Below are 24,654 nucleotides of genomic sequence, written 5' to 3' on the forward strand. Positions count from 1 at the left end.
TTCCAGTTTGAATTCGGCCCTAATGCATAAACTCAGTTTATCCATGGAGCGCCCATGAAGGACCGTCGCCTGCCGCCCCCCGGCCCGAACGACACCTGCCCCGTCTGCGGCATGTTCGTTGCCAAATATCCGGACTGGATCGCCACCGTCCTCTTCAAGGACGGCAGCACCGACCATTTCGACGGCGCCAAGGACTTCTTCAAGTACCTGCTCGACATGGCGAAATACGCCAAGGGCAAGGTCCGGGACGACATCGTCGGAATGGGCGTCACCGACTACTACTCGACGGAGCGGATCGATGCCCGCGGCGCCTATTTCGTCCTCGGCTCCGACGTCCTCAGCCCGATGGGCCACGACCTCATCCCGCACCCGAGTGCGGAGGACGCGGCCGAGTTCTCCACCGACCATGAGGGCAAGAAGACGCTGCGCTTCGACGACGTGACGATGCCGATGCTCATCGGCCTCGACAGCGGAAAGTTCGACGGGTGAGCGCGCTGCGCCGGTCCGACGTGGCGGTCGGGGCGCTGGCCGCAGCCGCCTCCCTCGCGCTCGTCGCCATGCTCCATGCCTTCGTCGCCTCCCGCACCCCGCCGGCATCGCAGGCGGTCAATGCGGCGCTGGTACGCGATCTCGGCCTCACCGACCTCGTGCTCTTCACCGATGCGCGCTACACGCGCCACCCGTCCGTGGCCGACCTCCACTCCGCCTTCCAGGACCATCCGATGTCGCTCGACCATTTCCCGTCCGGCTCGCTGATCGCGCCGCCGCGACACATTTTCGGCACCGGGCCACGGTTCGCGAGCGATGAGGAGATCCCGGAATGATCCGCCAGGTCGCCCGCCAGCGCTATCTCATCGACTTCACGCTCGCCTCCATGATGCGGCGCAAGGTCAAGAACGTCGTCCTCTTCGGCGTCTATTTCCTCATCGTCTTCGTGCTCGCCTCGGTGATGCTGTTCGGCAGCGCGATCCGCCGCGAGGCGGCCCTGTTGCTCGCGAACGCGCCGGAAGTCACCGTGCAGAAGCTGGTCATGGGCCGGCACGACATGATCTCCGGCGAGCACCTTGAGGCGCTTTCCGCCATTCGCGGCGTGCGCCGCGCCGAGGGCCGGCTCTGGGGCTATCTGTTCGACCGCGGCAACGGCGCCAACTACACCATGATGGTGCCGCCGGCGAGCGACACGACCCATGCGGTCGGCCCCGGAGAGGCGATCGTCGGCAGCGGCATCGACCGGGTGAAGACAATCGGGCGCAACGAGTACCTGTTCCTGATCGCCCCGTCCGGCCGGTTCTTCAAATTCACCGTCAAGGAGCGCCTGCCGGAGGGTTCCGGGCTCGTCGCCGCCGACCTGGTGCTGATTTCCGAAGCCGACTACCGCGCCCTCTTCGACCTGCCGGACGGCGTCTACACCGACCTTGCCCTTTCCATCCGCAACGAAAAGGAAGTGGCGACGATCCTCGGCAAGGCGGCCAAGGCGGTGCCCAATTCGCGCTTCGTCACCCGCTCCTCCATCGCCCGAACCTACGAATCCATCTTCACCTGGCGCGAGGGCGTGCTGCTCGCCCTTCTCGGCGCGGCGATCCTTTCCTTCGCGATCCTCGCCTTCGACAAGGCGTCCGGGCTTTCGGCGGAAGAGCGCCGGGAGATCGGCATCCTGAAGGCGGTCGGCTGGGAGACCTCGGACGTCCTCACCTCAAAGTTCTGGGAGGGCGCGCTGATCTCGCTCGGGGCGTTCCTCATCGGGCTGATCGCGGCCTATGCCCATGTGTTCTTCTTCCAGGCCGGGCTGCTGGAACCGGTCCTGAAGGGCTGGGCGGTGCTCTATCCCGACTTCCGGCTGACCCCGCACATCGATCCCCTGCAGGTGACCACCCTCGCCTTCTTCACAATCGTTCCCTACACCGCCGCGACGATCATCCCGATCTGGCGGGCGGCGATTACCGATCCGGACACGGTGATGCGATGATCGAGCTCCAGGACGTCACCAAGGTCTACAACGAGGGTCGCCAGAACGCCTTTGCGGCGATCCGCGGCGTCGGGATCACGGTCGGCAACGACCTCACCGCCGTCTTCAAGGGGCCGAGCGGCTCCGGCAAGACGACGCTGCTGACCCTCATCGGCTGCCTGGCCCGGCCGACCTCGGGTAGGGTCACCCTCAACGGCGAGACGATCTCCGGGTTGCCGGAGAAATTCCTCACCGAGATCCGCCGCAAGACCTTCGGCTTCGTGTTCCAGCGCTTCAACCTGATCCGCGGCCTCAGCGCCCGGGAAAACGTCATGCTGCCGGCCTATCCGCTCGGCCTCGACCACGCCGCCCTGACGCGGCGCGCCGACGAGCTGCTCGACCATCTCGGCCTCGGCTCCAAGGGCGGGCTCAGCGTGGAGCACCTTTCCGGCGGCGAGGCACAACGGGTGGCGATCGCCCGGGCCCTCGTCAACGACCCGGAATACGTCATCGCCGACGAGCCGACGGCCAATCTCGACACCAAGCTGACGGCACAGTTCCTCGATATCGTCAGGACGCTCAGGGCCGAGGGCAAGACCGTCATCATGACCTCGCACGACCCGCGCATCTGGCAGGCCGATATCGTCGACCGGGTGATCACGCTGGAAGACGGCTTGCTGACGGCGGATGAGAGGGGCGCACACGCGGCATGATCTTCCACCCGCCGATCCTTGCCATCCTGCTGGCCTCGACGCTGTCCCTCGTCACCCTCGTCTGGGCCTCCGGCTTTGCCGCCAGGCTGGTGCGCAAATGGGACGTGGCGAGCGGCCATGCCGGCCAGATCGCCCTGGAAAAGCGCACCTATCTGGTCTCCACCGCGCTCGTCTTCGTGCTGGCGCTCGAAGCCGTCTCCCTGATCCTCTTTACGGAGAACGCGGAGCGGATGTCGGTGCTCTTCGTCGGCGCGATGTGCGCGATCGGCACCCTCAATGTCAACGCCTACGGCTTTCCGGCCTTGATCCTGAAGGTGGCGCTGTTCTTCGGCGCCGCAGTCTGGCTGATCGTCAACCACGCCGACGGGCTCGGCCGGGACTATCCGCTGACCCGGTTCAAATACGGGCTCTTGATCGCGCTCTCCCCCCTCGTCGTCGCCGTTGCCGCCGTCCAGTTCGCCTATTTCTACAATCTGAGGGCCGACGTCATCACCTCGTGCTGTTCGCGGGTGTTCGTGCCGAATGCCGGCGGGCTGGAGGCCGACCTGTCCAGCCTCGATCCGGCGTTTGCCCTGGGGCTGTTGTTCGGCGGTCTCGGAGTGATCGCCGTGCTGGCGCTTGCGGCGCTGAGATGGCGCGCCGGACGGCTCGCCTATGCGGCCGTCAGCCTCGTCTATTTCGCGGCCGGCATCTCGGCGGTGATCTCGGTGGTCTCGCCCTATATCTACGAGCAGTTCCACCACCATTGCCCGTTCTGCATCCTGAAGCCGGAATACGGCTATATCGGCTACTGGCTCTACCTGCCGCTGTTCGTCGGAACGAGCGCTGGGCTCGGCCTCGGCGCCCTGTCGCTGAAGAGGACGCCGGCGAGCCTTCAAGAGGCCCTGCCGCCGTTCCGGAGGCGCCTCATCCTCACATCGCTTGCAGGGTTCGGGCTTTTCGGTGCCGTCGCCCTCACCGCCATCCTGCGCTCCAACCTGATCATGTTCGGGTAACGACGCCGACCTGCAACCAAAGCCGGCCCCCTTGGCGAAACGGCCGGAGTGTGGGAAGGGTGCTGCCTTGCGGCCGCTGGTGCGGCCGCGTTCCTTCACGACAAGACGACAGAAGCATGCACACACCCCTTTCCGGCATCCGGGTCCTCGACCTCACCAACGTGCTCGCCGGGCCGTTCTGCTGCCACCAGCTCGCCCATTTCGGCGCGGAGGTGATCAAGGTCGAGGCCGTCGGCCGCGGCGATCTTGCCCGCCAGCTCGGCGCCGATGCCGAGCTCAACGCCGCCGGCATGGGCGTCTCGTTCCTCGCCCAGAACGCCGGCAAGAAATCGGTGACGCTCAACCTCAAATCGCCCAAGGGCAAGGAGTTGCTCAAGCGGCTCGTCGAGACGGCGGACGTGCTGGTGGAGAATTTCCGCCCCGGCGTCATGGACCGGCTGGACCTCGGCTACGAGGTACTGAAGACGGTCAACCCGAAGCTCATCTATTGCGCGATCTCCGGCTTCGGCCAGGACGGGCCATGGGTACACCGGCCGGCCTACGACCAGATCATCCAGGGATCCTCCGGCGTCATGTCGATCACCGGCGACGAAAAATCGGCGCCGTTGAGGGTCGGCTATCCGATCGCCGATACCGTCGGCGGCATGACTGCGGCGTTCGCCGTCACGGCGGCGCTGAACGCCCGGGAGCGCGGCACCTTCATCGACGTCTCCATGCTGGAAGCGACCATCGCCACCATGGGATGGGTGGTCTCCAACTATCTCAACGCCGGCGTCGCGCCGGAGCCGCACGGCAACGAGAACATCACCTCGGCGCCGTCGGGCGCGTTCCGCACCGCCGACAGCCTCCTCAACATCGCCGCCAACAAGGACGAGCAGTGGCAGTTGCTGGCCAACCATCTCGGCCGCCAGGACCTCTTGGGCCGCCCGGAATTCGCCACCCGCGAGGACCGCAAGGCGCACCGGGAGGAACTGAAAGCGGAGCTTGAAACAACGCTGTCGACGCGCCCGGCCCGCGCCTGGGCCAAGGAACTCAACCGCATCGGCGTTCCCGCCGGTGCGGTGCTGACCGTGCCGGAGGTCCTCGGCATGCCACAGATTTCAGAGCGCGGCATGCTCGGCACCTACCACGACGTTCCCGGCGTCGGCCGCGACGTCACGGTGGTGCGCACCGGCGTCAAGGTCGATGGCGAGGCGCCGCAGGTGCCGGCGCCGCCGCCGACGCTCGGCCAGCACAATGGGGAAATCTACGGCGAACTGGGGCTCGGGTACGACGAGATCGCAGCCCTTGCCGAGGAGGGCGTGATATGAGCGACGTCTCCGACTGGTGGCGCACCGACATCATCGACATGGAACCGGGGGTGATCCGGTTCCGCGGCCACGCCATCGAGGATCTCATCGGCAATGTCTCGTTCCCGCAGATGATCTGGCTGATGACCCGCGGGGCCCTGCCCACCGAAGGCGAAGCGCGGCTGCTGGAAGCCGCCCTCGTTGCCGCCGTCGACCACGGCCCCCAGGCGCCGTCCATCGCCACGGCGCGGATGGCGGTGACCTGCGGCCTTCCCCTCAACAACGCGCTCGCCAATGCCGTCAACATGCTCGGCGACGTCCATGGCGGGGCCGGCGAGCAGGCGGTGGAGCTCTACACGGCCATCGCGGAAGCCGGCGGACCGGACCATGCCGGGGCGGAGATCGACCGCTGGCAGGCGGAACGCACCAAATTCATCCCCGGCTTCGGCCACCGCTTCCACAAGCCGGTCGACCCGCGCGCGCCGCGGCTTCTCGGACTTGTCGACGAAGCGGCCTCCGAGGGCATCTGCTCGGGCGATTTCGCGAATATCGGCCGGGCAATCGAGGCGGAACTCGCGGCGCGCAAGGGCAAGCCGGTGCCGATGAACATCGACGGGGCGACCGCCGTCATCTACGCCGAACTCGGCTTTCCCGCCCCGCTCGCCCGCGGCCTCTTCTGCCTGTCGCGCTCGGTCGGCGCCGTGGCCCACGCCTGGGAGCAGATGCAGCAGGGCGGCCGCAACAAGGGCCCGACCCCGCCGCAGTATCGTTGGACGTATACCGGGCCGAAAGAGGCGGGGGAGTAGGGTTTTTGCCCGCTCCCGAGCACGGGCTTTGCCCGCTGACCTCCATACTGCTGGGGGCAGCGACCGGAGGACTGGATTGCCACGTCGGCCTGTCGGCCTCCTCGCAATGACGTTGATAACGTTGGGAAATCAACATTTCGCCGTCATTGCGAGCGCAGCGAAGCAATCCAGTTTACTTGCCATCTGTTTGTCGTTGGCATCATCACGGCTGCACCATGGCGCTGAGCCAGGCCCTGAGGAACGTGCGGCGCTTCATCTGGTCGAGGAATACCAGGAGCCCCGGCCCTAGGCGGATCGGGCGGAGCGCGGCTTCCACTTCCAGCGTTTCCGGATCGATCGGCGGCAGGCCGGAGAGGTTTGAGATCGCCGGGCGATTTTCCGGTGCCGTCAAAAAGTCGACGAAACGGCCGGCAAGGTCCGGCTGGCGCGTGGTGCGTGGGATCATCACCGTCCTCAGCATGATGTTGGTGTAGTCCTTGAACGGCACGATCCAGGTGTCGTCATTGCCGTTGAACTTCACGTAGCTGCCGATGACGTTGTAGGCGACGGCAAGGCGGCCGCTGGCGACGTCGCCGATCATCTGGCCGGAGCAGCAATAGAGCCGGGCGCGCAGCCGGCCCATCACCTCCGACAGGCGCCAGAAGGATTCCGATTGGCGCGAATCCTGGGTAGCGAACAGATAGCCGAGGCCGCTGGAACGCACGTCGTAGGTGCCGACCCGCTCCTCGAAGCGTTCCGGGTTTTCGCGCAGGAGCGCGATCAGCTCGTTGCGGTTGCCGGGCATCGGCAGGCCTTCGAAGGCCTTTTTCGAGACAACCGCCACAGCCGGCTCCTGGGTGAAGGCGAAGACCTGGTCGCGCCAGCGCGCCCACTCCGGCAGGGTCGCCGTCGTCGCCGACGTGTAGGTCAGGGCGTAGCCGTCATTGGCGAGCTTGGTCTGCAGGTCCATGGCCGAGGACATGGCGATATCGAACACCGCCCTTTCCTCGTAAAGCGCCGTCATCAACGCGGTGCTCGACGCCGTGATGTAGTGCACCGCGATGCCCGGATTTCGGGCCTGGAAGGCCTCGACCAGCGGCGCGAAGATGGCCAGGTCGCCGGTGGAGATGATCTCCAGCGTGGCGGTGGCGTCGGCCACAGGAAAATTCCGCTCTTCCTCGATCTGGAACGCCGCGGCAGGCCCGGCGGCGAGCACCAGAAGGCCGGTCAGGCAAGCGGCAAGGTAAGGAAGACGCATGCGCCGTTTCCCCTTTCGTTGGAGGCGAGGTCGAGGCTGCCGCCATGGGCCCGGGCGACCTCGTCGACGATGGTGAGGCCGAGGCCGGAGCCGACCACGTCGGCAACGTTGGTGCCGCGGTCGAAGCGGCCCTTCAGGCGCTCCACGTCGCCGTCGCCGAAGCCCCTGCCCTGGTCCCTGACGGAGACCCGCGCCGTGCGGCCCTTTCTGGCGATGGCGACCTCGATGGTGCTTTCCTCGGGCGAATATTTCACCGCGTTGTCGAGGAGGTTGCGAAGCGCGCTCTGTACGAGAATGGCATCGCCTTTTACCTTGCCGAGGCCGGCCTCCGCGGAAAAGCGGATGGCAATGTCCTTGAGGTCCGCCGTCGGGCCGATGCCGCGGATGGTGTCGCGGGCGAGTTCCTCCAGGTCGAACTCGGTGCGGGCGAGGTTGTCGGACCGGAAGGTGACCATGGCGTGGTCGAGGAGCTGGCCGGCGGAGCGCGAGCTTTCGTCGACGGCGCGGATCACCTCGCGCATGGTCTGGCGGTTATGGGGCTGCTTGACGCTGCGCAGGGCGATCTCGGCCTGGGCGCGCACGGTGGCGAGCGGCGTCCGTACCCGGTGGGCGGCCTCGGCGATGAACTCCTCGGTGCGCATCAGCGAGGCGCGCAGCCGGTCCATGAAGGAATTGAGGGCAACGAGCAGCGGCACCAGCTCCGATGGCGCGTCGGAGCGCACCGGCCTCAAATCATGGGCGCCGCGCCGGGCGACAGACTGGGCGAGAAGGTCGAGGGGCCGCAGCGCATTGCGGGCGGCGAACCAACTCAGCGTGCCGGAGACGAGGAAGAAGCCGATGCCGACGGCGGCCGCGGCAATCGAGATACGCAAGGAGATGGCGGCAAGGCCGGCCCGCGTCTGGGCGACCAGCACCGTCAGCCGCACGGTCTCGTCGGCAACGGTGATGCGGCGCACGGTGGCGACGACCCGGACCTCGTCGCCGCGAAAGACGGTGGTCTCGAAAGACGGCCGGCGCAGCTTCGGGGGAACCTCCGGCGCCGGCAAATCGGCATAGCCGGTGATCGTCACGCCGTCGACCATGACCCGGTAGAACACCCGCTCCTCGCTGACGGCGCCGAGCATGGAGAGCGCCGAATAGGGGATGTCGAGGAAGACCTGGTCGCGCTCGGCCCGCGCGGCCTCGGAAATCGCCGCCGCCGAGGCCTCCAGAATGTTGTCCTGCGTCGTCTCTGCCGCCTGGCGGGCGAAGGTGCTGACGGAGACGTAGAGGACGACGGACAGGAGCGCAGCGATGACGAGGAGCTGGACGATGAGGCGACGCCTCAGCGAGCCCGTCGCCGAGATCGCCGGCTTGAAGGGCTGGTTCATGGGCCCGTTCCGAGGCGCGACATCCGGTAGCCGACGCCGCGGATCGTCTCGATGCGCACCCGCCCGCCCTGCAGCTTCTTGCGCACCCGGCCGACATAGACCTCGATGGCGTTTTCCGAGACGTCCTCGTCATAGGAGAACAGCCGGTCGACGAGCTGCGACTTGGAAAAGATCCGATCGGGCGCGGAGAAGAACACTTCCAGCAGACGCAATTCCCGGTTGCGCAACTCCTCGGTGCGGCCGTCGACGGTGACGGTGCCGCCGAGCGGATCGAAGACGACGTCCTCGAAGCGCAGCTCGTTGCGGGCCGATCCGTGGCGGCGCCTGAGGACGGCGCGGCAGCGCGCTTCCAGCTCGGCGAAGTCGAAGGGCTTGGTGATGTAGTCGTCGGCGCCGAGGTCGAGCACGCGGACCCGGTCGGACACCTCGGAGCGCGCCGTCAGCACGATCACCGGGGTCGTGTCCTCGCCGGTACGATGCTTTTCCAGGAAAGTGCGGCCGTCGCCGTCCGGCAGCATGATGTCGAGCAGGATGAGGTCGTAGGTGGTGTGTTCCAGGCAATGAACGCCCGTCGCCAGGTCCTCGGCGCTGTCGACCACATGGCCGTCGAGGCCGAGCCGGTCGACGACGGCGGCAGCCAGCTTGGCGTTATCCTCGATCAACAAAAAGCGCATGGAATGACGTTTGTTTCGTCCACGACAGGTTGCTGTCAGCTTTCCGAATAAGCATCCCCTTTGCAAGGGCAGAGAAAGCTGCCCGCATGAACCGGGAGGATCCTATGTCATTTTTCAGCCTGACCCGCCGGGTCGCGCTGGCGGCCGCGGCTGCCGGCATCGTCGCCTCGGCGCCGGTCGCTGCCGAACCGATCGTCGACAACATCCATTTCCTCGTGCCCGGCGGCGCCGGCGGCGGCTGGGACGGCACCGCGCGCGGCACCGGCGAGGCGCTGACCAAGGCCGGGCTCGTCGGCACGGCGAGCTACGAGAACATGTCCGGCGGCGGCGGCGGCAAGGCGATCGGCTACATGATCGAGAACGCCGAAAGCTCCCACGACACGCTGATGGTCAACTCCACGCCGATCATCATCCGCTCGCTGACCGGCGTCTTCCCGCAGAACTTCCGCGACCTGACGCTGGTTGCCGGCACGATCGGCGACTACGCCGCGCTCGTCGTCAACTCCGACAGCAAGATCAACTCCATGAAGGACCTGCTGGACGCCTACAAGGCGGACCCGTCGAAGGTCGCCATCGGCGGCGGCTCGGTGCCGGGCGGCATGGACCACCTGGTCGCGGCGATGGTCATGGAAGCGGCCGGCGAGGATCCGGTGGCGGTCAAGTACATCCCCTACGATGCGGGCGGCAAGGCGATGGCCGGGCTCCTTTCCGGCGAGATCCAGGCGCTCTCCACCGGCTTCTCGGAAGCCGTGGCACTGGCCGAGGCCGGCGAGGTCAAGATCATCGGCGTGACCGCACCGGAGCGGGTGGCGGCCTACAAGGACGCGCCGACCATGAAGGAACAGGGCATCGACGTGACCTTCGTCAACTGGCGCGGCTTCTTCGGGCCTCCGGGCCTGCCGAAGGAAAAGCTCGCCAAATACGAGGACATATTCGCCAAGATGTACGACACGGAGGCCTGGGAAGAGGTCCGCGCCCGCAATGGCTGGGTCAACATCTTCAACCCGGGCGACGACTTCAAGACCTTCCTGGAGGACCAGGAAAAGGCCATCGGCGACCTCATGAAGAAGCTCGGCTTCCTCTGATCCCGGCGCTTTCGCGAATCCGCCAAAGGCCCTTACCCGGTGCGCCGGGTGGGGGCGATACGCTTTTGCGTTGCCCGGGATGTCCGGGGACTTTCAGGGGGTTGCCATGGCGCTCGATCGCTGGATCGCGCTCGTTTTCCTGATCCTTTGCCTCGTCTACGGCTTTGCGGCGTTCTTTGCGATGGATGCCGGGCTGCCGCCGTTCATGCAGCGCAATCCGATCTGGCCGAGCACGTTTCCGAAAATCCTCGCCTGCCTCGGCGTCGTCGTCTCGCTGGCGGTGCTGCTTGGCTTCGAGAAGTCGGACAAGGGACATGTCGCCTCCGACATCAATTATCGCCGGCTGCACGAGTACAAGCTCGGCCAGGCGCTGCTTTTGATCGGCGCCATGGTGGCCTATGCCCTGCTGCTGCGACCGATCGGATTCCTGTCCGCAACGTTCCTGTTCCTCGTCGTCGGCGGGCTCACCCTCGGCGAGCGACGCTACGTGCTGCTTGTGGCGATCGCTGCGTTCGCGGCCGGCGTCGTCTGGTATCTGGTGCAGCAGGTGCTCGGCATCTTCCTGAGCCCGCTGCCGTCATTCCTGCCGCATTTGTTGTGAGGACCGGAGATGCTTGAAGGCTTTCTCATCGGGATCACCACCGCCTTTTCCATCACCAATATCCTGATGGTCATCGGCGGCTGCCTCATCGGCACCTTCATCGGTATGCTGCCGGGGTTGGGGCCGATGTCGATCATCGCCATCATGATCCCGGTGGCGATCACCATCGGCGATCCGTCCGCCGCCCTCATCCTCTTGGCCGGCGTCTACTACGGCGCGGTCTTCGGCGGCTCGACCTCGTCGATCCTGATCAACGCGCCGGGCGTTGCCTCCACGGTGGCGACCAGCTTCGACGGCTATCCGATGGCGCGCCGCGGCGAGGCCGGCAAGGCGCTGACCATTGCCGCCATCTCGTCATTCTGCGGCGGCACCATCGGCGCCATCCTGTTGATGATCTTCGCGCCGATGCTGGCCTCGGTCGCCCTCCTCTTCCACTCGGCGGAATATTTCGCGCTGATGGTGGTGGGCCTGTCGGCCATCGCCGCCTTTGCCGGCACCGGCCAGGTCGGCAAGGCGCTGATGATGACGATCCTCGGCCTGATCATGGCGACCGTCGGCGAAGGCGCACTGTTCAACATGCCGCGCTTCACCATGGGCATCATGGACCTGCAGTCCGGCTTCAACTTCATCACCCTGGCGATGGCGATGTTCGCCCTGCCCGAGGCGATCTTTCTGGTGCTCGACCCGGCCCGCTCCAAGACCAAGGGCGACAAGGACAGCGGCAAGATCAGCGGCCTCAGGATCAGCAGGGCGGAGGCGCGGGCGATCGCGCCGGTGATCGGGCGGCAGTCGATCCAGGGCTTCCTCATCGGCGTCCTGCCCGGTGCCGGCGCGACCATCGCCTCCTTCCTCGGCTATGCGGTGGAGCGGAACCTTGCCACCAAGGAGGAGCAGAAGCATTTCGGCCACGGCTCCATCAAGGGCCTGGCGGCGCCCGAGACCGCCAACAACGCCGCATCGACCGGCTCCTTCGTGCCGTTGCTCACCCTCGGCATCCCCGGCTCCGGGACGACGGCGATCCTGCTCGGCGCCCTGATCGCCCTCAACGTCACCCCCGGACCGCGGCTGATGGTCGACAAGCCGGAAGTGTTCTGGGCCGTGATCATCTCCATGTATCTCGGCAACCTGATCCTCCTGATCCTCAACCTGCCGCTGATCCCCTATATCGCGAAGATCCTGGCGGTGCCGCGCACGTTCCTCATCCCCTTCATTCTGTTCTTCACGCTGATGGGGTCCTATATCGGCCAGAACAACTCCACCGAACTCCTCATCCTCATCGGCCTCGGGGTCTGCGCCACCGTGCTGCGATTCGCCGACTATCCGCTGGCGCCCCTCCTCATCGGCTTCATTCTCGGCCGCATGCTGGAGGACAATTTCGCCCGCTCCATGCAGCTCTATGACGGTATCGGCTTCATCCTGGAGCGGCCGATGACCCTCGGCCTGCTGATCCTTGCCGGCGTGCTGGTGCTGCTGCCGTCCTACCGGGCGCGGCGGGCGCGCATGCGGGCGCGAGGCATCGCCGACGGGGATTAGAGCTTTTTTTTCGCGTTCAGGCGCCACGCGAGGCTTTGCGGCGCAACAGCGCCGGCGCGCGGTCGCGCTTGCCGACCACCGACGGACGAGCCGTCAGTGACCGGATCGGAGCCCGATTTCCAGGCAGCTGGAAAATGGCTTGCCCGACGCGCCCGCCGCCGCTGGCGGCCGCAGTTATGCTTGCCATATTTCACTGTCAAGCTTGTCAATTCTTCCTTCATCTGGGATGGATAGCCTGTTCGAAAGGGGTATCTCGTACTGCGTATGACCTGGGGCGCACTCATGTGGGGTCGCCGACCATTTCTGCCGTCTTTCCTGGTGGTTGCATCGCTTGCGGCCGCCTCGGTGGCGTTCGCCCCGGCGGCAGAGGCGTTCGAGCTGTTCGGCTACCACCTCTGGGGCGACAAGAAGCAGGAGCTGACGCCCGAGGAAGCCGCCGAAGCCGTCCCCTACAAACCAGACCTGACGCTGACGGAGGAAAACGAGGAGCTCAAGGAAAGCCTTGAAGAATCCTCCGACCTCGTGTCGCGGGCCGACGAGCCACCGGCCGGCGTCAACGCGCTTTACGCCCGCGCCGTTTCCGACCGCAAGCGCCTGATCGCCGCGCTCTATGCCGACGGGCGTTATGGCGGCACCGTCGACATCGCCATCAACGGCATGCCGATCGACGACATCGTGGTCGGTGGCGAGCCGCCGGCCTCAGACGGCGACGTGCCGGTCAAGATCACCGTCGATCCGGGGCCGCAATTCACCTTCGACGAGGCGCGCATCGTCTCGGCCGGCTCGGACGCCGACATCTCCGAGAACCCGGCCGACTACGGCATCAAGACCGGCGAGGTCGCCGGTTCGCAGACAATCCTGAGCGCCGGCGACCGGATCGCGCTGAAATGGCGCCAGAAGGGCCATGCCCTCGCCAGGGTCGACGAGCGCGAGATCGTCGCCGACCACGCCACCAACACCGTCGACGTCACCTATCACCTGACCCCCGGCCCGGTCGCCCATTACGGCGCGCCGACGGTCGAGGGGCAGGAGCGCATGGACCCGGATTTCATCCTGCGCTACGCGGCGATCGAACCGGGCAAGCGCTACGATCCGGAGGAACTGGCCAAGGCCGAAAAACGCTTACGCGAACTCGGCGTCTTCGACGGCGTGAAGATCCGCGAGGGCAAGGAGCTCGGCCCGGACGGCACGCTGCCGCTGACCATCCAGGTGGAGGAGCGAAAGCGCCGCTATTTCGGCGCCGGCGTCACCTATTCCAACACCGAGGGCGGCGCGGTCGAACTCTATTGGGGCCACCGCAACCTCTTCGGCGGCGCGGAGCGGCTGCGCATCGAGGGCAAGGTCGGCCGGCTCGGCGACGGCGATTACGAGGATCTCGACTATTCGACCAAGGTGACCTTCGCCAAGCCGGGCGTGCTCGGGCCGGCGACGGAATTCACCGCCGAAGTCTTCGCCATCCATGAGGAGCCGGACGCCTATGTGCGGACCGCGGCGGGCGCCATCGTCGGGATGAGCTACAAGTTCACCGACGAGATCAGTGCCAAGATCGGCGCGGAGGTCGAGCGTTCGCGGATCGAGGATGCGCTCGGCGAGCACGACTACCTGCTGACCGGCGTGCCGCTGGGCCTCACCTATGACAGCCGCGACAACAAGCTGGACGCCACCAAGGGCTTCCTCGCCATGCTGGAGATGGAGCCGCTCTACGACGCGGAAGGCGGCAACGGCATGCTGTTGTCGGAGACCAGCCTTTCCGCCTACCGCTCCATCGATTCGGCCGACCGCTTCATCCTTGCCGGCAAGGTCGCCGTCGGCTCGGCGCTCGGCGCCGGGCTTGAAGACATTCCCGCCGACCGGCGCTTCTATCTCGGCGGCGGCGGCACCATCCGCGGCTACGGCTACCAGAATGTCGGCCCGCATCGCGGCAACGGCAAGATTATCGGCGGGCTCAGCTATTTCCTCGCCTCGGCCGAGGTGCGCACGCGGCTCACCGACAGTATCGGCGCGGTCGCCTTCGTCGACACCGGCAACGCGTTCCGCACGCGCTATCCGGACTTCTCCGAGCCGCTGAGGACTGGCGTCGGCGCCGGCATACGCTATCTAACGCCGATAGGGCCGCTGAGGCTCGACGCGGCCGTGCCGCTCGACAAGCAGGACGGCGATCCGGATTTTGGCATTTACGTCGGAATCGGCCAAAGCTTCTAGTTGATGGAAAAAGAGACCCGACCCAGAAAGCGATCCTGGGCTTTCCGGATCGCCCTTATCGTCGTCGCGGTGATCGTCGCGATCCCGCTTCTGGCGCTTGCCGCGCTGCAGACGGGCAGCGGGCGTTCGGGCATCGCCGGGCTTGCCGAGGACCTCGCCTCCTCCGACACCTTCACCTTGAGGCTCGGCACCATCGAGGGCTCGGTTCCCTTCGACATGCGCGTGTCCAACGTTGCCATCGGCGACGCCGAGGGCATCTGGCTGCAGCTTGAGGACGTCGCGCTCGACTGGCAGGTCCTGCCGCTCCTTGCCGGCCATGTCGCGGTCGACGACGTCTCGGCCAAGGAAATCGCGCTGCTGCGCCTTCCCGTCTCATCGGGCGAGGAGGAAGATACCGACGAGGAGGGCGGCGGTCTTCCCGGCATCACCGTCACCGTCGACAAGCTCACCGTCGACAAGCTCGTCCTCGGCGAAGCGATCCCCGGCGGCCCGGCGACGTTTCGGATCGGCGGCCGGTTCGCCGCCAAGAACCTGACGGAAGGCCTCAACGGCGCACTGACGGCACAACGCCTCGACGATCCGGGCGGCGCGCTGAAGGCCGATTTCGACTACGGCTTTGCCGGCAGCACGGTGGCGCTCGACGCGGTCCTCACCGATCCTGAGGGCGGCTATGTGGCGAGCCTTTTCGAGCGCCCCGACCTGCCGGCCCTCGACCTTTCCATGCAGCTTTCCGGCACGCTCGACGACATCGCCGGCGATCTCCTGTTGATGGCCGGCAACAAGCGCGCCTTCGGCGGCACGGCGCGGGTCGTCTCCGCCGGCAACGCCCAGCGGATCACGACCAAGCTCGACGGCAACCTCGCCGGCCTCGTCCCGATGGGATGGGAGGCCCTGCTCGGCGGCACCGCGACCATCGACCTCGACGCCACCGTCGGGACGGATGAAGCGGAAGCAATCGCGCTGACCGTCAGCCGCGGCACGGTGAGATTGCCGGCGCTGACCGCGACCCTCTCCGGCAGGCTCGGCGTCGCCGGGTCGAGCGACGACCTGCGGCTCAATGCGCGGCTCGGCAGGGACGACGGCACCGCGCTGGTGCTGCCGGTCGGCGGCGACCCGATCCGCCTCAACGCCCTTCAGATCGACAGCCGGATACGGCCGGCCGGTGGCGGGCTCGCCTGGCACGTCCATACCGAAGGGTCCGGCATCGCCACCGGCGATATCGCGCTCGGCGATGCGGTGGTGCGGCTGGAAGGCACGGCCGAGACGCCGCACATCCTGTCCGCCCGCCGCGTACCCGCGACCCTCAACGGTCTCATCGAGGGGCTGTCGCTCGGCGATCCGGACATTGATGCCGTCGTCGGCGGCAAGATCGCGCTGTCGGCCAAGGCCGTCGTCGATGCCGCCGAACGGCGCGCCGACGTCTCCGAGAGCGCCGTCAGGACGTCGGAACTGGTGCTCGGCTATATCGGCGAGGTCACCGACCAGGCGCTCGACGGAAGGGTGACGCTCTCCATCCCCGACCTTTCCCGTTTCGCCGAGGAGACCGGGCGCCCGCTCGCCGGCAGGCTGCAACTTGCCGCCGATACGGCCGCTTCCTATTCCGGCGCGCCGGTGTCGCTCAAATTCGACGGTACCATCGACAATCTCGCCACGGGCGAGGCCATCGTCGACGGCCTGCTTGGTAAGGCCACCCAGCTTTCCGGCGCTCTTACCCGCGACGACGACGGCACTCTCGCCATCGACACCCTTGCCGTCAGAAGTTCCGGCCTCGACCTCGATGCCACCGGCACCGTGACGCCGGAGACCGCCGATCTCGGGCTTACCGTCGCCATCAAGGACCTTGCCGCGGTCGATCCGGCGATGGCGGGCCGGCTCAATGCCGACGCGACGCTGAAGGGTCCGCTGGCGGCGCCGGAGCTGTCCCTTGCCGGCACCGGCAGCAATGTCCGGCTCCAGGGCAAGGACCTGACGGATCCCCGGCTCAAAGTCGATGCCGTGCTCTCGCCCGAGGCGCCGAACGGCACGCTGTCGCTGACCGCGCGTCTCGACAGCCTGCCGGTGGAGGCCCATGCCGAGGTCGCCACCGACGAGAGCGGCGTCAAGCGCATCGACGGGCTGAAGCTGATCGCCGGGCATAACCGGGCCGAGGGGGCGCTGACGGTCTCGCCGGAGAACGTTCCCGACGGCAGCATCGCCATCGACGCGCCGGACCTTTCCGAGCTCTCGCCGCTGGTGCTGCAAAAGATCGGCGGTGCGATCACCGGAAAGATCGATTTTTTGGGCAAGCAAACCCCGCCGCGGATCGACCTCGCGCTTGATGCCCGCAACGTCGAGGCGCCGGGCGCGAAGCTGAAAACCGCCCGCATCGACGCCACCGTCACCGACCCCTTCGGCAAGCTGCAGGCGGAAGGCTCGGCCGATCTTGCCGATCTCGGGGCTGGCGACACGGTGATTTCCTCGGTCAGGGCGACGGCGAAAAGCGACGGGCCGGCCACCGACATCAACGTCACGGCCAAGCTGCCGGATGCCCAGGTGGCGACGAAGGCGCGGCTGACACCAACCGACGACGGGCTCGCCATCGAGATCGCAACCCTTGACGGGCGCTACACCAGCATCAAGACGAGGCTCGTCGATCCGGCAAACATCCGCCTTGCCGGCGATACCGTCCAGATCGACCGCACGGTGCTTGCCGTCGGCTCGGGCCGCATCGCCCTTTCCGGCAGCGTTGCCGACCGGCTCGACCTCGACATCAGGATCGACGATTTCCCGCTGGCGCTCGCCAATGCCTTTGCCCCCGGCACGGGCGCTGCAGGCACGCTGACGGCCTCGGCCAAGGTCACAGGCCCGGCGAGCGATCCGCGCGCCGACTGGAAGGTCTCGGCCCGCGGCGCCACGGCGAATGCGCTCCGCGCGCAGGGTCTGCCGGCACTCACCGCCGATGCCAGCGGCCAGTTCGCCAAGGGCGTCGTCCGCCTCGACGCCACCGTCGGCGGCATCTCCAACATGTCGCTGAAGGCACGGGGCACGGTGCCGGCGGCGCCGACCGGCAGGCTCGACATTTCTGTGGACGGCACCGTGCCGTTCTCGGTCGCCACCAGAACGCTTGCCGATTCCGGCCTTGCGGCGAGCGGTGCGGCCAAGGTCGACCTGACCGTCACCGGGCCGCTCGGCTCGCCGGCGATCAACGGCACGGTGACGACGTCCGGCGCACGCGTCACCCATATCGAAAGCGGCACGACGATCGAGAACCTGTCGGCACGCCTCAAGCTCTCCGGCAAGCAGCTTTCCATCGAAAGCGTGAACGGCCGACTTGCCAAGGGCGGCACGCTGACGGCCAGCGGCACCATCGGCGTATTTGATCCCGCCCTTCCCGGCGACATAAGGGTCAAGCTCGACGACGGGCACTATGTGGACGGCAACCTCGTCTCGGCCAAGGTCGCGGCCGACCTCAAGGTTTCCGGCAGTTTTGCGCGCGGCCCGACCGTCTCCGGCAAGGTCACCATCGACCGCGCCGACATCAACATCCCCGAACAGGTGCCGGGCGGCATCGCCGCCCTCGACATCGTCCACAAGAACGCGCCGCCGGCCGTCCAACAGCAGGTGCGCGAGGTGCTGCCGAGGAAGGACGACAAGGGCGACAGCGACGCCCGGCTCGACCTGGAGATTTCCGCTCCGGCGCGCATCTTCGTGCGTGGCCGGGGCCTCGATGCCGAACTCGGCGGCTCCCTGAAGCTGCGCGGGCCGGTCGGTGCACCGTTCGTGGAAGGCGGTTTTTCCATGCGCCGCGGCCGCCTCAACATCCTGTCGCGACGGGTCGCCTTCGAGCGCGGCATCGTCCGCTTCGGCGGCGATTTCGATCCGCTCCTCGACTTCTACGCCACGACCAAAGCGAGCGAGGTGACGATCATGATCAGCATCAACGGCAGCGCCTCGGCGCCGGACTTCGCGTTCCGCTCCTCGCCGCAATTGCCCCAGGACGAGGTCCTCTCCCGGTTCCTGTTCGATCGCGGCGTCGACAAGCTGTCGGCGTTCCAGATCGCCCAGCTTGCCGCCAGCATCGCCACGCTGACCGGAGCCGGCGGCGGGCCCGGCGTGCTCGACCAGGTGCGCCACGGCCTCGGCGTCGACCGGCTGGAAGCGACCACCGACGAAAAGGGCAAGGCGGAACTCACTGCCGGCAAGTACATCGCCGACGACGTCTTCGTCGGCGTCAAGCAGGGCACCGGCAAGGGCTCGACCAAGGTCACCATCGACCTCGACATCACCGAGAACGTGAAGACCCGCGGCGAGGTCGGAAACGACGGCGAGTCGAAGGCCGGCATCTTTTTCGAAAAGGACTATTGAGGCCGCTCCCGGCCTCGAAAAGCCGACCGCTCACGCGCCCCTCGTCCGCCGGTCCGCAACTGCGAAGCATTGACGCCCCGGCACGACCGCGCAATTTTCCCGGGGAGTGGAGAGGCCGCCGCCACGCGGCCGACGAGCTGCCGGACCGGGAGATCCCGTTTGAGTGCCCTTGCCTTCGTCACCGATTTCGAGCCCCGCCACGGCGAGCCCGTGCGCCTGACGCCGCTGGTTGCGCGGGTGACAGCCGCCAATAGCGGCCCGTTCACCTTCCACGGCACCAACAGCTACATCGTCGGCGATCGGACCGTGATGGTGGTCGATCCGGGGCCGGACGATCCGGCCCATGTGGAGGCGCTCATCGCCGCCATCGGCAAGCGGCCGGTCAGCCACATCCTCGTCACCCACACCCACAGGGACCACTCGCCGGCCTCGCGCGCACTAAAGGCCGCAACCGGCGCGCCGATTGTCGCCGAGGGTCCGCACCGGCCGGCGCGGCCGCTCCATATCGGCGAGATCAACCCGCTCGATGCCTCGGGCGACACCGACTTCATGCCCGATATCTTCGCCACCGACGGCATGCGGATCGCGGGCGAGGATGCGACCATCGAGGTGGTGACGACCCCCGGCCATACCGACAACCACGCCTGTTTCGCGCTCGCGGAGGAAGACCTCCTGTTTTCCGGCGATCATGTGATGGCCTGGTCGACCTCGATCGTGGCGCCGCCCGACGGGGCGATGGTCGACTACATGGCCTCGCTCGACAAGCTGATCGCCCGGCACGACCGCCGGCTGCTGCCGGGCCACGGCGCCGCCGTCGACGATCCGCAGACGTTCCTTGCCGGGCTGATCGCCCACCGGCGCGGCCGCGAGCGCGCCGTCATTGCGCGGCTCGTTGCTGGCGACGAAACCATTCCGGTGATGGTCGAGACGATCTATGCGGACGTCGACCGCCGGCTCTACGGAGCCGCCGGCCTGTCGCTGCTGGCGCATCTGGAGGACCTGGTCGCCCGTGGTATCGTCGTCACCGACGGCGCGCCGGGGATCGACAACCGCTATTCGCTCGCCGGCTGATCCCCCTCGCCTTCCTCGCCGGCCGCCTCGGCGGCGACCTCCAGAACCGCATCGTCGAGCGCGGCGAAGAACTCGCGGATGCGGCGGGCATTGGTGCCGATGTCATGACGTCCGTAGCGGGAGGCGGAGCGCACGTCGAGCCGGGCGCCGTAGTCGTCGGGCAGGATGCGGATGGCGACATCGTCCGGCAGGGCGAAGAGGAGGGTGCGGTCGATCGCCTGCAGGTGACCCTCGTTGAAGGGCTCGACCGGCGGCATTTCCGACACCATCTGCCAGCCGAGACCGGCGACCGCGCGCTTGGCCGCCTCGAACATCTGCGAGGGCTCTAGGGGGAAGCGGCGCGGCACGATGTCGGGATAGGCGGCGCGCTGGCGCTCGCGCACATCGCGCTCCGGCGGCGCCGGCCCGTTGACGCCCCAGCCGCTCCTGACCGTTCCGGTGAAGCGCGGCGGGTTGTCGATGTCGGTGGTGATGTCGTTGATCTGCGGGAACTGCAGGATGCCCCAGACGACGAAGCCCATGGGGATGAGCGCGAGCGCGCCGCCGATCAGGCCGCGAAACGCATCGCCGGTGCCGAGATGGCCGCGATACCAGATGACGCCGAGGGCGGTCACTGCAAACAGCACGGCGAAGAAGCCGAAGATGGAGCCGACGCCGATGCCCATCAGGGCGGCGATGGGATCCATCACCCCGGCCCGGTGGGCAAGGCCGGTGATCACCAGGATCGGCACGGCGAGGATGCCGAGCCAGCGGCTGAGCCGCGCCAGGCGCGAGCGGCGGATGCGCAGTCTTGCGGTCATGGAGGTCCCGATGCGTTGTCCCGACAAAGCCCATAGCATGTCCGGGCGTGCCGAGAGAACCATTGCAAGGGGTGCAAGTACGGCCATGTTGCGCCCGTGATCGAAAAACGGCCCCGGAATGCGGGGCCGTTCCTCTTCGTCGTGCGGCGCGGGCCGGCGTTAGCCGGCGGCAACGTCGGCCAGAAACGTCTCGATACGATTGCGCAGACGGTTGGTGCTCGCCGCGGTCTCGGTCGTCGAGCCGAGGACGTCCTTGGCGGTCTCGGTGGTCTGTCCGGCCTTTTCCGTCACGTCCGTCATATTCTCGGTCGCCTGGCGGGTGCCGCCGGCGGCCTCCTGGACGTTGGAGGAGATCTCCACGGTAGCGGCATTCTGCTCGCCGACCGCGGTCGTGATCGCGGTCGTGTAGCCGTTGACCTCCTCCATGATCTTGGAGATCTCCTCGATCACGGTCACCGTCTCGCGGGTCGAGCCCTGGATGGCGGTGATCTGGCCGGAAATCTCCTCCGTCGCCTTGGAAGTCTGGGTGGCGAGGTCCTTCACCTCGGCGGCAACGACCGCAAAGCCCTTGCCGGCCTCACCGGCGCGGGCCGCCTCGATCGTGGCGTTGAGGGCGAGGAGGTTGGTCTGCTCGGCGATCGCCTGGATGAGGCTGACCACCTCACCGATCTTCTGGGCGGCTTCGTCGAGGCTCGCGACCTTCTGGTTGGAGGCCTCGGCACTCCTGGTCGCCTTTTCGACGATGGCGCTCGACTGGGTCGCCTGGCGGGTGATCTCGGCAATCGAGGCCGACAGCTCTTCCGCCGCCGACGCCACGGTCTGGACATTGGCCGTCGCCTGCTCGGAGGCGGCGGCGGCGCTGGCCGAATTGTGCTCGGTCTGGGCGGCGATCTCCTGCAGGTGGTTCGCCGATTCTTCCAGATGCCGGGTGTTCTCCTCGACCGTGCCGAGAACCTCCTGGACGTCGGCCTGGAACGAGGCGATGAGTTTTTCGACGTATTTCTGGCGCTCGATTTCCTTCAGGCGCTCTTCCTCGGTCTGGTGTTCCAGCTTGCTGCGGACGAGCGCGTTCTCGCGGAAGACGGCAACGGCCCGGCTCATCTCGCCGATCTCGTCGCCGCGCTCCGTTCCCTCGATCGGGTCTTCGAGGTTGTTGTCGGCAAGCGCCAGCATCCGCCCGCTCAGCGACCTGATCGGCCGGACGATCGAGCGGGCGACAAAGAAACCGAGAAGGACGGCGAACGCCACGAAGACAAGGGAGATGCCGGCGCTGCGATAGGCCGCCGACCAGAAGATATCCTGCATGTCCTGCATCAGGACGCCGGTGCCGATGATCCAGCCCCAGGGCTTGAAGTGGGCGATGTAGCTCTTCTTGGGAAGCATCCTGCCTTCGGGGTTTTCCCAGGAATAGTCGGTGTAGCCGCGGCCCTCGGACTTGGCGATGTCGACGAACTCGCGGACGTGGTATTTGCCGTTGCTGTCGGTGACGTCGTAGAAATTCTTGCCCACATTGTCAGGCCGGACCGGATGGACCACGCCGGTGTAGTTCTCGTCGAAGACGAAGACATAGCCGTTACCCTGGTACCTGAGGGCGTTGATGGTGTCCTTGGAGCGGGCCATCGCCTCTTGTTCGGTGATCGTGCCCGCCTCGGCCATCTTGTAATAGCCGGCGACGACGCTTTCGGCCGACTCCACCACGCTGCGGATTTCCGACTTTTTGAACGACTCCAGGTTGTTGTACAACGTCTGCATTTGATACAGCAACGAGACGATGAAACAGACGCTGAAGAACAAGACCAATCCATAAAGCTTTCCAGCCAAGGATTTTGGAAGTAGTTTATGCATTGGATACGCTCCTGGAGGGCCGATCAGATCTGAGCGGAAACTAGTTTTTAAGCGTTAATCTTTGCTTATCGCCCTCCGGATGCTGTGCCCGGCACCCTTTATTCAAGCATAAGTGGTGTATCGTGGATTTTTTCTACTGATGCCCGCCTCTGCCCGGTGCGGGTTCCGTTCGATGCGCCCGCGTCCCGAACCTTGAAGGTCCAGCACAAAAAACGGCCCCGGGGTCGCCTCCGGGGCCGTTCGTTCGTCGCCTCTTGGTGTCTGAAGCCGGGGCTCGTTGCCAGAGCGTTTCACGCGTTCACGGAACCGCCCGAAACGCTCTAGCTTTTTGTTTCGACGCGTATTCTTGTCCGAGAACCGGTCCCCACTTTTCGCTGACGCGGACCTTCGGTTCGGGAATACGCGCTAACTCGCCGCGACGGCGCCGAGGAAGTGCTCGATCTGGCCGCGCAGGCGCGCGGTGTTCGAGGCCGTCTCGGTGGTGGAACGGAGCACGTCCTTGGCGGTCTCGGTGGTCTGGGCGGCCTTTTCCGTAACGCCGACCATGTTCTCGGTTGCGTGGCGGGTGCCGCCGGCCGCTTCCTGGACGTTGGAGGAAATCTCGATGGTCGCGGCGTTCTGTTCGCCGACGGCCGTCGTGATCGCCGTGGTGTAGCCGTGCACCTCCTCCATGATCCGGGAGATTTCCTCGATCACCGTCACGGTCTCGCGGGTCGAGCCCTGGATGGCGTGGATCTGGGCGGAGATCTCTTCCGTCGCCTTTGAGGTCTGGGTGGCGAGTTCCTTCACTTCGGCGGCAACGACCGCAAAGCCCTTGCCGGCCTCTCCGGCGCGGGCCGCCTCGATGGTGGCGTTGAGGGCCAGAAGGTTCGTCTGTTCGGCGATCGCCTGGATCAGGCTGACCACTTCACCGATCTTCTGGGCCGCCTGGTCGAGGCTCGCGACCTTGGCATTGGACGCCTCGGCGCTCCTGGTGGCCTTGTCGACGATGGCGCTCGACTGGGTCGCCTGGCGGGTGATCTCGGCAATCGAGGCCGACAGTTCTTCCGCCGCGGACGCCACGGTCTGGACGTTCGCCGTCGCCTGTTCGGAGGCCGAGGCCGCGCTTGCCGAATTGTGCTCGGTTTCCGCGGCGATGTCCTGCAGGTTCTTGGCCGCGCCTTCCAGGCGGACGGCGTTCTCCTCGACCGTGCCCAGCACCTCCTGGACGTCGGCCTGGAACGACTTGATCAACCGGTCGACCTCCTTCTGGCGCTCGTGTTCCTTCAGCCGCTCCTCTTCGGTCTGCTGCTCCAGCTCGCCGCGAACGAGGGCATTTTCCCGGAACACGGAGACGGCACGGCTCATCTCGCCGATCTCGTCGCTGCGTTCCGTCCCCTCGACCGGATCGTCGAGATTGTTGTCGGCGAGCGACAGCATGCGCTGGCTGAGCGCCCGGATCGGCACCGTGACCGACCGCACGAGCAGGAAGCCGAGGCCGACGGCAACGATGACGAAGACGAGCGAAATGATGGCGCTGCGATAGGCGGCACTCCAGAACACTGCCTGCAGGTCCTCCATCAGCACGCCGGTGCCCATGACCCAGCCCCAGGGCTTGAAGTAGGTGACATAGCTCATCTTCTGCAGGAACTCTCCCTGCCGGTTCTTCCAGGAATAGCCGACATAGGCGGAACCCTTGGTGATCGCCGCGTTCTGGTATTCCTTGACGTAGAGCTTGCCGGTGCCGTCCTTGGCGTTGGAGCGATCCTTGCCGATATTCTCCGGATGGATCGGATGGACGATGGTCACCGCATCCTCGTTGTTGACGAAGATGTAGCTTCCGTCCTGGTAGCGCAGGGCGTTGAGCGCGGCCTTGGCCCGCGCAACCGCCTCTTCCTCGGTCAGTTCCCCCTTCACCGCCTGGTCGTGATACGAGGCGACGATGCTTTTTGCGGCTTCAACGACGCTTTTGATTTCCGCCTTTTTGAAAACCTCAAGGTTCTCGTGCAGCGACTGCATCTGGTAGAGCAAAGAAATGCCGAAGCAGATGGTGAAAAACCCGACCAGCCCGTAGAGTTTTCCCGCCATGGATTTCGGGAAGAGACGACGCATTGGATTGTCCTCAGATGATGCGCGAAGGATGCCAGAATTGGCTTGCGGGACAT

General features: G+C 66.4%; 19 protein-coding genes. 13 read left to right on the forward strand and 6 right to left on the reverse strand.

From position 1 onward, the window contains the following. The first annotated feature begins 54 nt into the window (after positions 1 to 54). The 7 genes from CH339_RS15295 to CH339_RS15325 all read left to right on the forward strand — a co-directional run bounded on the left by CH339_RS15295 (position 55) and on the right by CH339_RS15325 (position 5,748). Positions 55 to 489: a nitrous oxide reductase accessory protein NosL gene (locus CH339_RS15295; protein ID WP_111435236.1), complete on the forward strand. Its 435-nt coding sequence runs from the start codon at positions 55 to 57 to the stop codon at positions 487 to 489. Then, complete coding sequence (locus tag CH339_RS15300) at positions 486 to 824, forward strand: hypothetical protein (RefSeq protein ID WP_201241030.1); 339 nt, start codon at positions 486 to 488, stop codon at positions 822 to 824. The genes CH339_RS15295 and CH339_RS15300 overlap by 4 nt, the downstream gene beginning before the upstream one ends. Next, positions 821 to 1,966: an ABC transporter permease gene (locus CH339_RS15305; protein ID WP_111435237.1), complete on the forward strand. Its 1,146-nt coding sequence runs from the start codon at positions 821 to 823 to the stop codon at positions 1,964 to 1,966. Before CH339_RS15300 ends, CH339_RS15305 begins: the two co-directional genes overlap by 4 nt. Beyond that, entirely contained in the window at positions 1,963 to 2,658 is a 696-nt protein-coding gene (locus CH339_RS15310; protein ID WP_111435238.1) for an ABC transporter ATP-binding protein, read from the forward strand. The genes CH339_RS15305 and CH339_RS15310 overlap by 4 nt, the downstream gene beginning before the upstream one ends. Continuing rightward, positions 2,655 to 3,653, forward strand: coding sequence for a hypothetical protein (locus CH339_RS15315; RefSeq protein ID WP_111435239.1), 999 nt, complete (start codon positions 2,655 to 2,657; stop codon positions 3,651 to 3,653). Before CH339_RS15310 ends, CH339_RS15315 begins: the two co-directional genes overlap by 4 nt. Before the next feature lie 116 nt (positions 3,654 to 3,769). After that, the gene (locus tag CH339_RS15320) at positions 3,770 to 4,963 is read left to right on the forward strand and encodes a CaiB/BaiF CoA transferase family protein (protein WP_111435240.1); all 1,194 of its coding nucleotides are present in this window, start codon (positions 3,770 to 3,772) and stop codon (positions 4,961 to 4,963) included. Beyond that, positions 4,960 to 5,748: a citryl-CoA lyase gene (locus CH339_RS15325; RefSeq protein ID WP_111435241.1), complete on the forward strand. Its 789-nt coding sequence runs from the start codon at positions 4,960 to 4,962 to the stop codon at positions 5,746 to 5,748. Before CH339_RS15320 ends, CH339_RS15325 begins: the two co-directional genes overlap by 4 nt. 202 nt (positions 5,749 to 5,950) lie before the next feature. Here the strand turns inward: CH339_RS15325 and CH339_RS15330 are convergent, their stop codons facing one another. The 3 genes from CH339_RS15330 to CH339_RS15340 are packed head-to-tail and all read right to left on the reverse strand — an operon-like array spanning position 5,951 to position 9,029. After that, positions 5,951 to 6,985, reverse strand: a complete 1,035-nt coding sequence (locus tag CH339_RS15330) for an ABC transporter substrate-binding protein (RefSeq protein ID WP_111435242.1) — start codon at positions 6,983 to 6,985, stop codon at positions 5,951 to 5,953. Beyond that, positions 6,955 to 8,355: a sensor histidine kinase gene (locus CH339_RS15335; RefSeq protein ID WP_111435243.1), complete on the reverse strand. Its 1,401-nt coding sequence runs from the start codon at positions 8,353 to 8,355 to the stop codon at positions 6,955 to 6,957. Before CH339_RS15335 ends, CH339_RS15330 begins: the two co-directional genes overlap by 31 nt. After that, positions 8,352 to 9,029, reverse strand: coding sequence for a response regulator transcription factor (locus CH339_RS15340; protein WP_111435244.1), 678 nt, complete (start codon positions 9,027 to 9,029; stop codon positions 8,352 to 8,354). Before CH339_RS15340 ends, CH339_RS15335 begins: the two co-directional genes overlap by 4 nt. Before the next feature lie 104 nt (positions 9,030 to 9,133). Here CH339_RS15340 and CH339_RS15345 point away from each other — a divergent pair, with 104 nt between their 5' ends. The 6 genes from CH339_RS15345 (at position 9,134) to CH339_RS15370 (ending at position 19,865) form a co-directional block, all read left to right on the forward strand. Beyond that, positions 9,134 to 10,114 carry a tripartite tricarboxylate transporter substrate binding protein gene (locus tag CH339_RS15345; RefSeq protein ID WP_111435278.1) on the forward strand — a complete coding sequence of 327 codons (981 nt, stop codon included), beginning with the start codon at positions 9,134 to 9,136 and terminating at the stop codon, positions 10,112 to 10,114. 106 nt (positions 10,115 to 10,220) lie between these two features. Continuing rightward, entirely contained in the window at positions 10,221 to 10,715 is a 495-nt protein-coding gene (locus CH339_RS15350; RefSeq protein WP_111435245.1) for a tripartite tricarboxylate transporter TctB family protein, read from the forward strand. A 9-nt stretch (positions 10,716 to 10,724) separates the two neighbouring features. Continuing rightward, positions 10,725 to 12,248 (forward strand): tripartite tricarboxylate transporter permease, encoded by a 1,524-nt coding sequence (locus tag CH339_RS15355; protein ID WP_111435246.1) that lies wholly within the window; start codon positions 10,725 to 10,727, stop codon positions 12,246 to 12,248. A 318-nt stretch (positions 12,249 to 12,566) separates the two neighbouring features. Continuing rightward, positions 12,567 to 14,450 (forward strand): autotransporter assembly complex protein TamA, encoded by a 1,884-nt coding sequence (locus CH339_RS15360; protein ID WP_170138535.1) that lies wholly within the window; start codon positions 12,567 to 12,569, stop codon positions 14,448 to 14,450. Between the two features lie 3 nt (positions 14,451 to 14,453). Further along, positions 14,454 to 18,794: a translocation/assembly module TamB domain-containing protein gene (locus tag CH339_RS15365; protein ID WP_111435248.1), complete on the forward strand. Its 4,341-nt coding sequence runs from the start codon at positions 14,454 to 14,456 to the stop codon at positions 18,792 to 18,794. A gap of 159 nt (positions 18,795 to 18,953) precedes the next feature. Beyond that, entirely contained in the window at positions 18,954 to 19,865 is a 912-nt protein-coding gene (locus tag CH339_RS15370; protein ID WP_111435249.1) for an MBL fold metallo-hydrolase, read from the forward strand. Here CH339_RS15370 and CH339_RS15375 read toward each other — a convergent pair. From CH339_RS15375 to CH339_RS15385, 3 genes are all read right to left on the reverse strand, one after another. Next, complete coding sequence (locus CH339_RS15375; RefSeq protein ID WP_170138536.1) at positions 19,847 to 20,665, reverse strand: DUF1499 domain-containing protein; 819 nt, start codon at positions 20,663 to 20,665, stop codon at positions 19,847 to 19,849. The genes CH339_RS15370 and CH339_RS15375 overlap by 19 nt on opposite strands. A 159-nt stretch (positions 20,666 to 20,824) precedes the next feature. Then, positions 20,825 to 22,510: a methyl-accepting chemotaxis protein gene (locus CH339_RS15380; protein ID WP_111435251.1), complete on the reverse strand. Its 1,686-nt coding sequence runs from the start codon at positions 22,508 to 22,510 to the stop codon at positions 20,825 to 20,827. 405 nt (positions 22,511 to 22,915) lie between these two features. Beyond that, positions 22,916 to 24,601, reverse strand: a complete 1,686-nt coding sequence (locus CH339_RS15385; protein WP_170138538.1) for a methyl-accepting chemotaxis protein — start codon at positions 24,599 to 24,601, stop codon at positions 22,916 to 22,918. Positions 24,602 to 24,654 lie beyond the last annotated feature (53 nt).

The sequence above is a fragment of the Rhodobium orientis genome, assembly GCF_003258835.1.
Taxonomy (GTDB): Bacteria; Pseudomonadota; Alphaproteobacteria; order Rhizobiales; family Rhodobiaceae; genus Rhodobium; species Rhodobium orientis.

What these genes read in the sequence shown, in the direction of transcription:
- CH339_RS15295 (WP_111435236.1), top strand. Translation starts at nt 55, where the DNA reads ATGAAGGACCGTCGCCTGCCGCCCCCCGGCCCGAACGACACCTGCCCC.
- CH339_RS15305 (WP_111435237.1), top strand. Translation starts at nt 821, where the DNA reads ATGATCCGCCAGGTCGCCCGCCAGCGCTATCTCATCGACTTCACGCTC.
- CH339_RS15310 (WP_111435238.1), top strand. Translation starts at nt 1,963, where the DNA reads ATGATCGAGCTCCAGGACGTCACCAAGGTCTACAACGAGGGTCGCCAG.
- CH339_RS15315 (WP_111435239.1), top strand. Translation starts at nt 2,655, where the DNA reads ATGATCTTCCACCCGCCGATCCTTGCCATCCTGCTGGCCTCGACGCTG.
- CH339_RS15320 (WP_111435240.1), top strand. Translation starts at nt 3,770, where the DNA reads ATGCACACACCCCTTTCCGGCATCCGGGTCCTCGACCTCACCAACGTG.
- CH339_RS15325 (WP_111435241.1), top strand. Translation starts at nt 4,960, where the DNA reads ATGAGCGACGTCTCCGACTGGTGGCGCACCGACATCATCGACATGGAA.
- CH339_RS15330 (WP_111435242.1), bottom strand. Translation starts at nt 6,985, where the DNA reads ATGCGTCTTCCTTACCTTGCCGCTTGCCTGACCGGCCTTCTGGTGCTC.
- CH339_RS15335 (WP_111435243.1), bottom strand. Translation starts at nt 8,355, where the DNA reads ATGAACCAGCCCTTCAAGCCGGCGATCTCGGCGACGGGCTCGCTGAGG.
- CH339_RS15340 (WP_111435244.1), bottom strand. Translation starts at nt 9,029, where the DNA reads ATGCGCTTTTTGTTGATCGAGGATAACGCCAAGCTGGCTGCCGCCGTC.
- CH339_RS15345 (WP_111435278.1), top strand. Translation starts at nt 9,134, where the DNA reads ATGTCATTTTTCAGCCTGACCCGCCGGGTCGCGCTGGCGGCCGCGGCT.
- CH339_RS15350 (WP_111435245.1), top strand. Translation starts at nt 10,221, where the DNA reads ATGGCGCTCGATCGCTGGATCGCGCTCGTTTTCCTGATCCTTTGCCTC.
- CH339_RS15355 (WP_111435246.1), top strand. Translation starts at nt 10,725, where the DNA reads ATGCTTGAAGGCTTTCTCATCGGGATCACCACCGCCTTTTCCATCACC.
- CH339_RS15365 (WP_111435248.1), top strand. Translation starts at nt 14,454, where the DNA reads ATGGAAAAAGAGACCCGACCCAGAAAGCGATCCTGGGCTTTCCGGATC.
- CH339_RS15375 (WP_170138536.1), bottom strand. Translation starts at nt 20,665, where the DNA reads ATGACCGCAAGACTGCGCATCCGCCGCTCGCGCCTGGCGCGGCTCAGC.
- CH339_RS15380 (WP_111435251.1), bottom strand. Translation starts at nt 22,510, where the DNA reads ATGCATAAACTACTTCCAAAATCCTTGGCTGGAAAGCTTTATGGATTG.
- CH339_RS15385 (WP_170138538.1), bottom strand. Translation starts at nt 24,601, where the DNA reads ATGCGTCGTCTCTTCCCGAAATCCATGGCGGGAAAACTCTACGGGCTG.